The sequence below is a fragment of the Polyangiaceae bacterium genome (assembly GCA_020633205.1).
Classification (GTDB): Bacteria; Myxococcota_A; Polyangia; order Polyangiales; family Polyangiaceae; genus JAHBVY01.
The window spans coordinates 1-13,898 of sequence record JACKEB010000026.1 but is presented as its reverse complement, the minus strand read 5'-3'; the positions used below and the strand labels follow the sequence as shown (position 1 = coordinate 13,898).

The 13,898-nt window shown below is 63.5% G+C and carries 8 protein-coding genes; 6 read left to right on the top strand and 2 right to left on the bottom strand.

Translation table 11 applies throughout. The features are described from left to right. The first annotated feature begins 145 nt into the window (after nt 1-145). Complete coding sequence (locus H6718_35640; protein ID MCB9590796.1) at nt 146-1,726, top strand: hypothetical protein; 1,581 nt, start codon at nt 146-148, stop codon at nt 1,724-1,726. A gap of 667 nt (nt 1,727-2,393) precedes the next feature. Here the strand turns inward: H6718_35640 and H6718_35635 are convergent. Continuing rightward, nucleotides 2,394-4,721, bottom strand: coding sequence for a sulfatase-like hydrolase/transferase (locus H6718_35635; GenBank protein ID MCB9590795.1), 2,328 nt, complete (start codon nt 4,719-4,721; stop codon nt 2,394-2,396). Nucleotides 4,722-4,844: 123 nt separating this feature from the next. On the opposite strand from H6718_35635, the gene H6718_35630 reads away from it, so the two are divergent. Continuing rightward, complete coding sequence (locus H6718_35630; protein ID MCB9590794.1) at nt 4,845-5,966, top strand: hypothetical protein; 1,122 nt, start codon at nt 4,845-4,847, stop codon at nt 5,964-5,966. A 32-nt stretch (nt 5,967-5,998) separates the two neighbouring features. Next, a complete protein-coding gene (locus H6718_35625; protein ID MCB9590793.1) occupies nt 5,999-6,757 on the top strand; it encodes a polyprenol monophosphomannose synthase in 759 nt (252 codons plus the stop codon). A 33-nt stretch (nt 6,758-6,790) separates the two neighbouring features. Here H6718_35625 and H6718_35620 read toward each other — a convergent pair whose 3' ends face one another. After that, nucleotides 6,791-8,446, bottom strand: a complete 1,656-nt coding sequence (locus H6718_35620; protein ID MCB9590792.1) for a glycosyltransferase family 39 protein — start codon at nt 8,444-8,446, stop codon at nt 6,791-6,793. Nucleotides 8,447-8,613: 167 nt separating this feature from the next. On the opposite strand from H6718_35620, the gene H6718_35615 reads away from it, so the two are divergent. From H6718_35615 to H6718_35605, 3 genes are all read left to right on the top strand, one after another. Continuing rightward, on the top strand, nt 8,614-10,173 hold the full coding sequence (locus H6718_35615; protein MCB9590791.1) for an ATP-dependent DNA ligase: 1,560 nt from the start codon (nt 8,614-8,616) through the stop codon (nt 10,171-10,173). 267 nt (nt 10,174-10,440) lie between these two features. Continuing rightward, nucleotides 10,441-13,533 carry an AAA family ATPase gene (locus H6718_35610; protein ID MCB9590790.1) on the top strand — a complete coding sequence of 1,031 codons (3,093 nt, stop codon included), beginning with the start codon at nt 10,441-10,443 and terminating at the stop codon, nt 13,531-13,533. Further along, nucleotides 13,530-13,898 (top strand): mechanosensitive ion channel family protein (locus tag H6718_35605; protein MCB9590789.1); only part of this gene is annotated, 369 nt, incomplete at its 3' end. The genes H6718_35610 and H6718_35605, both read left to right, overlap by 4 nt.

Here is a 13,898-nt window from a genome sequence, read left to right as displayed (position 1 = left end):
AAATGCTGGCACTTTTGCCCAGTCTTGCGGGTCAAAACGCGGGCTCTGGCCACGACTCCGGACACGGCACTGGAGCTTGGAGTAAAAGGCCGCAATGTTCGGCGAGAGGCTCAATGGCTGGTGGCGCACGGTTCGCGCACGCCCCATGCAAAGCCTCGTCGCAGCCGCCGCGCTAGCCGTGACGATCTACGCCGTCGGCTATCCGCTGATGGTCACTCGCTACCTGCCGCTGACCGACTTTCCATTTCACGCGGCTCAGACCAGCATCCTGCGTCACTACTTCGATCCCGCCTACCACTTCCACGAACAGTTCACGCTTCACCCAATCGAAGTGCCGTACATGTCGATGTACGCATTGGGCGCGGTGTTCGCGCTGTTCGTTCCGCTGACAACCGCATCCAAGCTGATGGCGGCGCTGATGCTGGGGTTGCTCCCGGCGGGGCTCGGGGTGCTGTTCTGGGGCATGAAAAAGACCCCGCTTTGGGGGCTGCTCGGAGTCGTCTTCGTCTGGAGCAACCTAACGTATTGGGGCTTCTTGAACTACCAAGGCGCGATCGGGCTCTACGCCATGTCGATCGGCCTCGCGCTACGAGCCTTAGACAAACCCTCGCGGAAACGTAGTTTCGCCTTGGCGCTGTGTATCACCGCGGTCTACCTGACCCACGTGTTCCGGCTCCCGTTCACCTTGCTGTCGGTCGCTGGCACGGCGGTGCTGATGTACCCAGCGACGAAGCGCGTGCGACCCGTCGTCGGCCCGGTGCTCTGGGGCGGCGCGCTCTTGGCGCTGTACTCCCTGGTTCGCCCAAAGGACGACACGGTCGGGAAGCTGGACTTCAGCCTGCACCCAGGGCGCCTCAAGGAGGCCCAGCAACACCTCTGGACGGACTTCGTCGGGTTAGCCGCGCAAGAAGAGACGACCCGCGTCGAAGGCGTGCTCTCGGCTGCGTGTGTGGCCTTGATCGTCGCTTGCGTGTTGTTCTGGTGGCAGGGGCGGCTCCGTCACCGCGACGTCAGGGAACGCTGGTGGGGCTTCGGAGTCACGTTGCTCCCTTTGCTGCTCGCGGGCGGCTACTTGCTGTCGTACCTGACGCTCCCGATCCGCATTGGGGTGTGGTGGTACGTCTACCCCCGGGAGCTGACCGCGTGTGGCTTCATCCTGCTTGGGGTGCTGCCGGACTTGCCGCGCCAGTGGTGGTATCGCCTGGCCTTCGTGACGGGCTTGGGGGTCTTCGTTGGGCGTCTCGGCTTCTTCGTTGCGGAGCAGTTTCACGCCTTCGATCGCAGCACCCAGGACTTCCAGCGTGTCGCGGAGCACATCCCCAAGGCGCCCCGGTTGCTGTACCTCGTGTTCGACCACTCGGGCTCTTCCAAGCGCAACACGCCGTACATTCACCTTCCCGCATGGATCCAGGCGGAGAAGGGTGGCTGGTTGTCGTTCCACCTGGTGGGCTTCAACCACAGCCCGATTCGTTACCGCAAGGATACGGATCCGGGCCTGTATGATGGTCGCGGGGTGATCCCGCCGCCAGTCCCCGATCGCTGGGAATGGACTCCCCAGCGGTTCCGTTTGCATACCCATGGCGCATTCTTCGACTGGTTCTTGATCCGTCAGCGGCACGACCCATCGAGGCTGTTTGCCACAGATCCATCCATCCACCTGGTCGCTCACGACGGGACCTGGTGGTTGTTTCAGCGCGAGAAAAGCCAACCGAGCGGTCAGCAATAACGGACTCAGCGAGACTCGGGTGCCCTTTCCGTGGGGAGTCTCGTGCGGTTAATTGCAAGATTGAAACGCCCGAAAGCTAATAGTTGCTACCTCTCCCCCCGAGAGGCGCGGGCTTTCGTTCCTCGCAAAACCCGCCGACCCCTCCAATTCCTCAAAGTCATGAGGTAAATTCGACCTTTCAATTCTGAAAGGCGCACCCGGACATTTCGACCGGTCGACCGGAGCAAGAACCTAGGGCACCAGGAAAACACTAATATAATCGGCGAGTTAGGCCAGGTTGAGCACAAACATACGGATTGGCACTCGTGGGCGACATCGCCTCACTCAGAGTGACCAAGTCGTTGAAATCGCGTTACTCGAATCCACCGCATCGGCGACTCCGCGTCTCACAGGGGCAGGACAGCGCAAGTCTTTCAACCTTGAAAGCATGCGTGGACATAACTGCGCGAAAGCACGTGAAAGTCGCATGGCACACTGCGTGCTAAGTGACGTTCAGGTGGTGGCTAGAGGCAACCCCCCCTCCGCCCGGCTACTGCCGTCTACTCATCACAGCCTACCTGCTGACCCCCCCTCCGGCTCGAGGCTGTGACCCTTTCGCTCCCCGGCTCGTTCCCCCCCCTCCGAGCCGGGGAGCCCTCTTTTTGTCTACGGCGATCGAGCTGACGCCTCAGCGACGCCGCATCTGAAAAGTGTAGAGTTCGAGCAGCTGCTGCAGCCGATTGAGTTCGCGCGCCTGCTGGTCGTCCCCGCCTGGCCAAATATCGCGACGCTCGAGGAAATCCTCCCGCCAGTCCCACGCGGAATACTCGCCGTGGTCTCGATCGAGCAGGACGCTGAAGCGCTCACCGCGGATCGCTACCAGCTTCAGCGGCTCTCGATGCCGCACCTGCTGCTCTGGCACGAAGTATTGGTGAAACAGCAAGCGGGGCGCGGGCGGGTCGCCGCGCAGCTCGGGAACGAGGCTGGTGCCGCGCGGGCCGCCCTTCGGCTTGAGGCCGATCAGGTTGGCGAGCGTCGGCAAGATGTCCAAGGTGGAACACAAGCTCTGGACCCGGTGCGGCTTCAAGCTCTTGTGGCGGAACATCATTGGGACTTGCAGCACCACACTGCTGAGGTCGTGCCCATACCCGTACTTGGCGTGGCGGGGCTCGTCGAATCCAACGCCATGATCCGCGGTCACGATGACCAGCGTGTTGGCTCCTAGCTGCTGCTCGATGGCGTCTAGTAGGCGTCCGAGGTGGCGATCGACCAGGGTGACCTCTGCGTTGTACTTCGCCTCTTCGGTCGCCCCGTACTCCGGCACGTCGGAAGGCTGATCGTGAGGCCAGTGAGCGTCGTAGAAGTGGGTCCACAAGAAGAGTGGCTGACGATGGTCCCAGGCGTTCGCGTCCTCCGGTTGGTCCGGGTCGGGCGCCTTCGGGGCAAACACGGCGATGGCGGCGTCTGCGACCTGCTTTGCGTTGTGCGGCACTGACCCGCTCAGCATACGGGCGGGCGATCCATCGATGCTCTTGAAACCTTGGGTGAGCCCGCGCCAATTCGACGGCAAGAAGTAGCGTTCAGGCAACACCGCTGCCGTGTGGTACCCGCGAGCTTGGAAGAGCTCCGCCAGGGTCTGATTCTCCGGCATGATTTCGTACGGAAATCGCCCCTTGAGGCGACGCTTGATCTCGGAGTCGTAGCGCGAAGTGAACAGCGCTGGCACGGAGAGCCGTGTCGATGGCCCCTGAGCGAAGCAAGCGTGGAAAGACACGCTCTCGGCATCGAGCTTGCTGAGTCGGGGCGCGATGTCTTTCACGGCTCCGATGGGCTTCGCGCCGAACGCGGCGATGTGATTGGGCGCGAGAGCATCCACGCTGATCAAGACAACGTTTGGCCGATCCGGAAAGCCCGTAGGGCGCGGGAAGTCGATGCGCCCATGAAAGTCCCCGGCGAGCTTCGGATCCAAGTCTTCGCCATCGCAGTTCTCGTCGATGCCATTGCCCGGGATGTCCACCGCCCCAGGAAAACGCTTCCGATCGAAGGGTGCGCAGTCACCACCGCCGAAGCCATAGGCGATCCCGTCGCGATCGGGGTCGAGGAGCTGACCCAAAATCAGCGACCCGAGGCGGCCCAAAGTGAGTCCATCCCCCAGGGCTTGGCGAGTCACGACCTGCGCCTGCTTGATACGGAAGCCAAGCACTGCGCTGAATAGCAGGGCGACCCCGCACAGCCCAGCCAAGATCCAACCTGGCCACGCGCGACGAGCCGTCAGCTTGACATGAATCCATGCGGTAATAAGCGCAAGCAGCGACGCGAGGCAGCTCGTGAGGATCCCCCCCCAGGGCAGGTGCGACACCACGCTCCAAGACAACACGAACACCACCAAGCCGACGCACAGCCCGACCCCAAACAGCAAGACCAGGTTGTGCCATACATGGCTGACCAGCCAGCGCACCCCAGGAACTCGAGCCCACAAGCGGAGCCAGAAAGCGCTGAAGCGCGTGAACATCGGCACCAACGACCAGGCAGCGGTGCACAGGCCAACGACAATCGCTAGCAGCACGAGCGCGAGGTTCAGGGGCCGCGCGATCGTGAGCACCAAGGCGGGCGTGATGGCGACGAAGAGCGACGCGAAGAGTGCGAAGGCCAAGAAACGCGCGTAGAAGCGCGCCAGTCGTCCACGATGCTCCTCACCCGATCCTGCGCTCAACCAAACCTTGATCCTCGAGGCAACGTCTTTGACAACGCTAGCCGAGCTGCGTGGGCCGATGGACCACGCCCAGAGCGCACCGATACCAGTCCCAACCAGTCCAGCTGCGAACAGCGCCGCGAATGCACCTCCGGGCACACCTCGCCAAAACGCGGGAGCGCCCCCGCTCGGCACCCCGCTCAGGAGCAACCACAGCTCATCGACGAGCCACGACCAGAACCCAAGCCACAGCCAGAAGCGAAAGACGCGCCAGAAGGCACGTCTTCGCGTGAAGCGAACAGCAGCGGGGGCGTCGGGAGTCACCTGGCCCAGCAATATCAGCAAAGGCGCCAAACGGGCACGCACGGACGCGTGCGCGTCCAATGCTTCGTGGTGGAGCGGTGCTTCGCGCGCGACTCCGCGTTCGAACCGCGGTAAGGATGCGACGTGACTGCCCGTCCTCTGGATCCCTGGCGACAAGGCCGCGCACTGGCGATTGGGCTCTGCTACCTCGGGGGAACCCTGGCCACGGTGAGCTACGGCGAATACGCCGCGACCCGTCCCGCCCCCACGGAGCAAGTCGAGGTAGAAGTCGAGGGCGATGCGAAGCCGCTTGGGCAGCCGAGCGTCGCCAGGAAAAATCCGACCGGCGTACTAGCGCCATCAGCCCCTCCCCCGGGATCGCTGACCCTACGCCTGTTCGATGCGCCGCTGCCGGGCGGGGTGACCATGACCCAGCTCGGAGTCGAGGCCCAGCCCGCCAGCGCTGACACCGATGCCATTCCGTCTCCAGTCGAGGAGAGCGGGGGCGAGCCCGCTGCAGTCCTGGCGACACCGACCGTCGTGTACGACCTGAAGGCGCTCGCGCGCAAGGCGGGTCAATACGTGCTCGGGTTGCGAGGGCGCTGCAACAAAGCGCCGGGGACGCCGAGCTGCCGCGTGAAGTTGACACTCAACGGTAGTGACCTCGCGACGCTGTCATTCAGCGACAGCCTGAGCCTGCAGTCGCGTGTGATTCAGTCAGCACTGCTGAATCCCCAGGGCAACGCCCTTGGCCTGGTGTCCCTCGGAGATTCTGCGCTGGAGCTGACGCACCTCACGTTGATGCCCTTGACTCCGAGCATTGACTTGGACGTGGGGACGACCAGCGCACGACCCTTCTTGGTCGACGGATTCTACGATGACGAAAGCGACGGTGAACGCTCGGCTGCCTGGAGCTCCGGCAATCGCTCGGTGATCGCGCTCGCGCTGGATCCGGAAGCAACCAACTCCTACGAAGTACGCATCACGGGTCACGCGATCGAGGGTCTCGCGCCACTCAACGTCGAGGCGCGAGTGAACGGAAAGTCGATCGGCAGCCAGAAGTTCGGTGCCGGCTGGGGTTACTACACCTACTCGGTTCCCCCGAACCTGCTGCAAAAGGGGACGAACCTGCTCGAGCTGAGCTACCCGACCAGCGTGCGTCCCGCGGAGACCGAACCGGGCTCCAAGGACCAGCGACAGCTAGCCATCCGCCTCGAGAAGATCTGGGTGACGCCCGCCGATGGAACCAAGCTGGTGCCCAACTGAGGTCATGTTAGAAGCTGAGCCTCTGGATCCCTGTGTCTGATTCCGCGCGAGAGAAGCACGAGTCGCTAGGTGCTGGCTGCCTAGTCGTCACTCCCACCTACAACGAGCGCTACAACCTGCCGATCTTCATTCAGGCGGTGTTGGGCGTGGCCCCTGCGGCGCACGTGCTGGTCGTGGACGACGCATCCCCAGATGGCACTGGAGAGGTCGCCGACCGCATCGCGGAGCGGGACAAGCGCGTTTCCGTGTTGCATCGCCCCTCGAAGTCCGGCTTGGGCACGGCCTATCTCGATGCGTTCCGGGTCGGACTACAGAACCCGGCGTACAGCATCTTCTTCGAGATGGACGCCGACCTCAGCCACGATCCGAACTACATCCCGAGCTTCTTGAACGCGCTCGAGGCCGGCGCAGATGCGGTCATCGGCTCGCGCAACATCAGCGGCGGCGGGGTCGAGGGGTGGGGGTTAGGGCGCCACGTGCTGTCCAAAGGCGGCTCCATCTACTCGCGAGTCATCCTTGGCGCCGACGTGCGGGACCTGACCAGCGGCTACAAGGCGTTCTCGCGCGCTGCTCTCCAGACCATCGACTTGGATCGCGTTCGCTCGAACGGCTACTCATTTCAAATCGAAATGACTTACCGCGCACTGCAGCACGGCTTGAAGGTGGTCGAGGTGCCCATCGTGTTCGTTGACCGCCGCGCGGGTGACAGCAAGATGAGCCGACGCATCTTCGCCGAAGCGGTGGGTGTCGTGTGGAAGCTGCGTTGGCAGGCCCTGCGCAGCAAGTTGTAGCGCGCCTGGGTTTACATTATCCTCACGGAAATATTATTGAAGCACGTCGCTCGAGTCGGGTTCGGGCTCGGGTGCCTGGAGCGTATAGATCTCGAAGTCCTCGACCCGCTCAGTCACTTCGAAGCGCTCCTCGAGGATTTGCTTCAGCTCGGGGAAAGTCTCGTTCAGGCTGCGCCGAGAGTCGAGGGTGTCTCCCGTCACCATCGGGAACACGTCGTTCTTCTGAACGACGATCACGCTGGGCGGCGTCTGACGGATCTCCCGCAACAGATCGGTGCGCGCGCGCTCTCGATCCCAGCTCGAGCGCTGCGCGACGTTGTAGATGTATTTGGTTGCAGGTTGGCGCTCCGAGAGCCAGTAGATCACCGGCTCGAAGCCCCATACGAGCACCCATTGCTTCGCGTCGCTGTGCTTCGCCACGACGTCTGCGACCTGTTCATCTGCGAATAGGTTGTAGTCCGCGACGTAGTAGAGTCGGCTATCGAGCTCCCGTGGGTGCTTCAGCCACTCACCGCTGTACAGGGCCACCATTCGCGTCGCCGAGCGGTCCCAGAACGACCCAGCGACATCTGTCGTCGCCGTCTGCATGATCGCGAACAAGTAGACGAACGACGCAAACGCCAGGATGCCGCCGGTACCCCCCGTCAGGCACAAGCGCCAGAGCTTGATGAAGCCAACCCCGGCAAGCAACGCCAAGAGCGGGAACGTCGCGGCGTAGTGATAGGGGAAGAACTTCCCCTGCATCGCGATCCCGGTCAGGTGCATCGCGATCACACCAAGCAACAGCAGCACCCCTTCCCGCTCTCGGCTGTGAATCGGCCGCATGAGCAGCGCCGCGAAGATCCCCGCAGGAGCCAGCGCGCTGTAGCGAAAGAAGCACTGGGTGAACCCCCACCACAGCATCGGTGGTGCGCTGCGTCCCTCCCAGCTCAGCGCAGTGTAGCCCGGCGTGAACTCGAAGAGTGTCCATGCAAGGGAGCCCCAGGCGCCCTTGAGCCAGAACCAACCCGCCACGAGCAAGATCGGAACCAGCGAGCTCAGCCCCGCGATCAGCACCGGCTTCAGCGACTCGACGCGAGTCGAACCATGTAGCCACTCTCGCCGCGCTAGGTAGGCAGCGCAGACCAACGCGCCGCCTCCGAGCGGAGGCTTGAGCAGGAACGCACATCCGAACAAAGCGCCAACGCCGATCCAGTTGTAGATGCGGCGCCTGGAGAGGTCATCCTTGACTGTGAGCACCAGCGCCGCTGCCGTGAGGAAACCGCCGAAGGTCTCCGGCTGCGCCGTATGCCAAAACTCGAGCTGCGCGTGCATCAGCGCGGCGAGCGCACCTGCCAAGGTGCCAGCGCGGGACTCACCAAAGACGTAGTAGGCGAAGCGTCGGAACGCGAACACCATGCCGAAGAGGCCCATGACCTCCAGGATGCGTACACCCCACATGGCCTTGCCGAAGAGCAACTCTGCCAGGCCGTAGATCAGGAAGACCCCGGGCGGCTTGAAGTCCCACAGGTCGCGGTAGGGCATCTGGCCCTTCACCACGCCGCTCGCTACCAGCGCGTAGATCCCCTGATCGCGCCCGAAGGAGAACATCAGGATCTGCAGCGCCGAGAGGCCGATCACGATCCAACACGCGATCTCGAGGTAGCGCCCAAAATCCGTTGGACGCGGCACCTGTGGGATCGAACCCACGGGCCGACCACTGCTGCGCGGGGCCACCACCGCGTCGCTATAGCGGAGAGTCGGCGCCGGGCAAACCGTCGTGTCACTGTCGAAAAACCCGGAATAAGCCTGATATCACTGGCGTCCCATCGCCACGCACTCCCGCTTCAGTAAGCGGCCGAGGCTATGCTCCGGAGATGCTGCTGATCGAGCTGGCCGAGGCATCCCAACGGGTGGCCGACACCCGCAAGCGTGGCGAAAAGCTGGCGCTGCTCGCCGCAACCTTCGCCGCTACTAGCGACCTCGAGCTGGAGCTTGCCGTGCCGTGGATGGCCGGGGTCGTGCTCCCCCCGCGAGCGGATCCCGGTTCCGAAGAGAGCGCCGGCAAGCTGGGCATCGGTCCGAAGCTTTTGTTCGAGCACAGTAGAAGGGCGCCGGCGAGCTCGCCAACGCTCGACCTAGAGGGCGTCGAGCGGCGCCTGAACGCGCTGCGTGGTTTGCAAGGCAAGGGTTCCGGGAATATCCGTGCGCAAATGCTGGGAGAGCTGTTCGCGAGCTGCACGCAGCAAGAACAACGCTTCCTGCGTGGCCTGCTCTCCGGGGAGCTCCGCCAAGGTGCCCTGGAGTCCATCGTGGTCGATGCCCTGGCGAAGAGCGCGCAGCTCAGCCTGGCGTCCGTGCGGCGCGCCCAGATGCTCTTGGGTGATCTGCGCGAGCTCGCGCGCCTGTCGCGTCAGGGTGAGGCGGCCGTCGCGGCGGTGCAGATCCAGCTCTTTCGCCCGGTGCTCCCCATGCTGGCGTCGCCAGCCGAGGATGCCAGCGCGGCCCTCGAGCACCTCGGGTCGGCGTGGCTCGAGTGGAAGCTCGACGGCGCTCGAGTTCAAGTGCACAAGCGGGGAGACGAAGTGCGCGTCTACTCCCGCCTGTTGAACGAGGTCACTTTGGCGCTGCCCGAAGTGGTAGAGCTGGTACGGGGCATCGACGCTCGTGAGCTGATCTTGGACGGCGAGACCATTGCCTTACGGAAAGACAAGTCACCGCTGCCTTTTCAGGTGACCATGAAGCGCTTTGGCCGCAAGGCGGTCGACCCCAAGTTGGTCGAGACGTTGCCACTCTCGAGCTTCTACTTCGACTGCCTGTACGCCGACGGGAGCCTGCTCGACGCACCGACCACCGAGCGCTTGCGAGCCCTCGGCGCACTCGTACCCAAGGCATCCAGGGTGCCGAGCATCCAGACCAAGGATGCCAAGCACGCAGCGGAGTTCTTGCGCAGCGCCCTCGAAGCCGGACACGAGGGCGTGATGGCGAAGTCCCTGGATGCCAGCTATGAGGCAGGTCGCCGCGGGCAGAGCTGGCTCAAGCTCAAGCAAGCGCACACGCTGGACCTGTTGGTGCTTGCAGCGGAGTGGGGCAGTGGCCGCCGCAAAGGCTGGCTAAGCAACCTGCACCTCGGAGCGATCGATCCCGGATCGGGTCAGCCGGTGATGTTGGGCAAGACCTTCAAAGGGCTGAGCGACCAACTATTGAAGTGGCAAACCGAGGCGTTGCTCAGCCGCGAAATCGAGCGCGATGGTCACACGGTGTACGTGCGTCCGGAGTTGGTCGTCGAGATCGCCTTCAGTGACGTTCAAGCGAGCCCCCAATACCCCGCAGGGCTCGCGCTGCGCTTCGCCCGGGTGAAGCGCTATCGCGACGACAAGTCTCCGAATGAGGCAGATACCCTCGACCGTGTTCGGGCGCTGGCCCCTGACATTTGAGGTTTGTGGGCCAATAGGACCGTCTCAGGGGACGATCGGCGCGCACTCGTGCGCATTCGTTCTTCAGGGTCCATGCAAGGTTACCTTCGTCGCTTCCCAATCAGGAGCTGGGTCGCACTCACGCTCGCTTTGTGTCTGCTCGCCGTTTCTGGCTGGGCTGCTCCTCCTGCAACGTCTTCCAGCGCGACACCCCCGTCGAGCGCAGCTCCGAGCGGTGCGGCTCCCAGCAGCGCAGCTCCCAGTAGCGCAGCGCCGGTCGCTCCAGAAGTGCCGGACGACGTGCAAGAGCTGCGCACGAAGGCCAAGCAGATCGCCGACTTGATCAACGGTGAGCTGGATCTGCTGGTCACCCCGGAGAGCCTGTTCGACATCGACCTCCGCGACGAGCGCGCCGTGCAAGTCGAGGTGAAGCGCCTGGGGCGGGTCTTGGGGGTGAGCAGTGACGCAGCCGACGCCGGTGCCGATGCGGCCACAGGTGCTTCCGCGCAGAAACAGAAGGCCCCGAAGAAGCCAGCGCCCAAACCGCGCGTCTCCCCCCCAAAGAAGCCAAACAAGGCCACCAAAGATCAAGACGAAGCCGCCAGCGCAGACGCCGGTGCCCCCCCAAGCGACGCCGCACCCCCAGCGTCCGCCGACCCGGAGCTATTGACCGCACGCCTGGAGCTAGACCGCGCGCGGCTCGACTTCTTGGAGCTGCCAGAGGAGCGACGCAAAGCCATCCTCAAGCAGCACGCGGATCGCGTCGAAGAGGCAAAGAGCAAGGTCAGCGAGACCGCCCAGAAGATCACGGCGACCGAGGAGACCCGAGCTCAGGCGGAAGCCGCACAGCGACAGGCGCTGGAGCAGGCAGCGCAATCAAAGACCGAGATCTTGCGCCTGCTGAACGAGGAGCGCGCCCGCCTGCTGGGAGTTCGAGTCAAGCAAGCCGACTACGAGAAGGCGCTGCTCGAGCGCGAGAACAAGATCGCGAGCTTCGGCGAGACCAAGCTCGAGTGGCAGCGCAAGACTGAAGAACACGTCGAGCAACGCAAGAAGCTGGAGGCGACGAGCGCCGCGACAGACAAGCTCTACTTCGAGCTGCGCACTGCCCTGCGGAAAGCTCGCGACGAGCTACGCGCGAGCCTGGATGGGCTGAGTGAGAGCGGTGACGACGTCCCGAGCGCCGGTCCGGACAAGGTTCAGTCCGGCGGCGTGGAGCTCGACCGCGACGAGTACGACACACTACGCGAGACGGTCGTCACCCAGGAAGCAGCTCTGCGCAAGAAGGCTCGGGACGTCGTCTGGCGGCAAGCGACCGCACAGCTGGACCTGGTCGAAGCGTTGAACAAGGACCGCTTGGCCTTCTTTGCGCTGATGTCCGCGGATCAAAAGAGCCAGCTGACGAGCTTCAGCACCAGCGGCTGGGACCAGGCGCGCGCGGAGCTAGCCCAGGTGAGTCTGGTAGTTCGTTTTCATATCCGCGCGGCAGTAGAATGGCTCAAGGCTCCGACAACTGGAGCTGCGCGCGGTGTGTTTGCCAGCATCATTTTGCTGAAGCTTGTTTTCTTGCTGGGCTTCTTCGTGTGGTGGCGTCGCCGGGCGGACAAGCTGCTTGAGCTGCTCGAAGAGCGAGCTGAAGAAGAGCGAGCCAAATCCTCGCAGACCCTGTTCGGCCGCTGGGGCCCCGGTGGGATCGCGGTTCTACGCCGGGTACGCACACCCCTCGAAACGCTGCTCGTACTCTGGCTGGCGCTCTCCTTCATCGGCTCACCCATCGTCGATCTGCTGGAGGTGCAGGTGCTCTGGATCTTCGCCAGCTGGATCTTGGGTGGGTCCGTGGCGGTGCTCTTGGTGGACGCGCTCGCGAGTCGCAACGCGAGCATCTACGCAACGAAGCATGACGTAGCAGCTCTACGGCTCCGCACCCTCAGAGTACTGGGCCGCGTGATCGTGTTCTTCGGTCTCGTGCTAACACTCAGCAGTGAGTTGGTCGGCCGTGGAACGCTGCACGACTGGGTACTCAGCACGTGCTGGTTCATCGGCATCCCCCTCGCGCTGGTGTTCGTTGGCTGGTGGCGTGACGTGATCTTCGAGCGGCTCGCGCCGCGGGAGAAGCGGAGCGCACTGGCGGGTTGGGTGGTGACCAACCAGACCGGCTACAAGAGCTTCATGGCTGCCGCGCTCGGCGGCGGCTATCTGTTGTTCCTAGGCGTGATGCGCATCGGGCGCGACTACCTCACCACGGTCACGTTGGTACGCAAGGTGCTCGCGTACCTGTTTCGGCGGGAGCTAACCAAGAAGGCGGAGAGTAGACCGAAGCTATCCCGTATCCCCGAGGAACAGTACTTTGCTCTCTCCCCCGAAACCGAGGCGCAGGAGCTGGTACAAACCGCTGCCGACGCGGAGCTCGAGGCAATCAACGACCGCATCGCTCAGGTCGGTGGCGGCGTGTTCGCGATCGTCGGTGAGCGCGGCTCAGGTAAGACCACGCTGGTGAAGCGCGTGCTGGAGCAACACCCCGACTCGACCTATCAGCGCTGCCCAACCGGCGGAACGATTGAGCTGCTCACGCAGCTGAAACGGCAGTTGAAGCTGACACCAGACGCCGACAACTCGCAGCTCATCGCCGCGCTGGACGGAATCGAGGACGACAACGCGTTGATTGTCGATGACGCTCACCGACTCGTCAAACCGACCATCGGCGGACTACAGGAGCTTGACGAGGTGCTCGCGCTTGCGCGGGACTCCAGCAGGCTCTGTACTTGGGTGTTCGTGTTCGACTCCACAATGTTCGAACTGGTTGAGCGCGCCCGTGGAACGCGACCCATCTTCGACGACGTGATCGTGATGCAGCCTTGGCGAGAGGAATCGATCGCCGAGCTGCTCGAGGAACGAACGAATCAAGCCGGACTCGAGCCGAGCTTCGAAGGCTTGATCGAGGGCGACTTCGACGGTGACGAAATTGAGCACGCGGAGCAGCTGGCAGCCACCAAGCGCGGCTACTACCGGCTTCTCTGGGACTACTCGGCGGGTAACCCCGCCATAGCGCTCCACTTCTGGCGCAAGAGCCTGGGCATCGACGATCAAGGCGAGCTTCAAGTTGGGCTGTTCCGAGCGCCACCCACCGCAGACCTCGAGCAGCTACCCGACGCCGCCTCGTTCGTGTTGCGCGCGATCGTCCGCCTGGATCCTGCAACCGTGGATGCAATCGCCGACACGACGCGCCTCCCCTTACATCAGGTTCTGGACGCCGTGCGCTACGCTGACTTCCGTGGCTACTTGGTGCGTGACGACGAAGGCCGGCTGCGCATCACCTGGACTTGGTTCCGCGCGGTAACTCGCGTGCTGTCACGCCGTCACTTGCTGAATATTTCGTTATGAAACGCCTGAGTCTGCCAATCCTGGGCTATGTGCTATTGCTTCCAGCAGCGGCGCAAGCCCAAACCGAAACGCCGGACGTAGAGAAGATCATCAGCTTCGTCCGCTGGACAGGCGTGCTGGTATCCCTCGGCGTCGTCGTTGGCGCAGGGCTGCTCGTGCGCTTCCTGAACAACATCGTCGTTGGGCTCGGCAATCGCTTCACCAACCGTCGACTGACCTTCCAGAAGGTCGAGTCGTTCCTGAGGTTCGCGATCTACATCATCACCGGCGCGGTGGTGATCGCGCTGAGCTTCAAGCTGACGGACGCAGTCCTCACGCTGGTGGGCGGCACGCTTGCGGTGGCGATTGGCTTCGCGATGCGCGAC

What these genes read in the sequence shown, in the direction of transcription:
- H6718_35640 (MCB9590796.1), top strand. Translation starts at nt 146, where the DNA reads ATGCAAAGCCTCGTCGCAGCCGCCGCGCTAGCCGTGACGATCTACGCC.
- H6718_35615 (MCB9590791.1), top strand. Translation starts at nt 8,614, where the DNA reads ATGCTGCTGATCGAGCTGGCCGAGGCATCCCAACGGGTGGCCGACACC.